We start from the raw sequence: 325 nt of genomic DNA, 5'->3' as shown, positions 1-325 counted from the left end.
AGCCTCCTGCTCTTTGATCATCCCGATAATCTGCGCTTCGGTGAAACGGCTTTTCCTCATGTCGTCTGCTCCTTCAGGGTTGGGCAGACTCTACATTAGACTGAGGGATTTCGCGGGGGGCAGGTCAATACCAATCGGTTTGACGCCAATGTGGCAACATTTTGCGCTGCCCTTTGGCTCACTTTTACTCTGCCGTTGACACGTCTTCTCGACCGTCGAGTTGGTTAACACGCTTGAACAGGAAAAGGCACAGGGCAAGGCCGGAAAGATCGCCGAGGCGCTGGTTAAGACCGATTTGGTAATCCTCGACGAGCTTGGATACCTG

Annotated in this window: 1 pseudogene; it reads left to right on the top strand. The window is 53.2% G+C overall.

The window, feature by feature from the left end:
* Positions 1–205 precede the first annotated feature (205 nt).
* Positions 206–325, top strand: a pseudogene (locus tag BV911_RS18990) (ATP-binding protein); the annotation flags it as partial.

Source organism: Pseudoruegeria sp. SK021, assembly GCF_002119405.1.
In the GTDB taxonomy this organism is placed as follows: domain Bacteria; phylum Pseudomonadota; class Alphaproteobacteria; order Rhodobacterales; family Rhodobacteraceae; genus Meridianimarinicoccus.
This window is presented reverse-complemented; position numbering and strand designations above follow the sequence as displayed.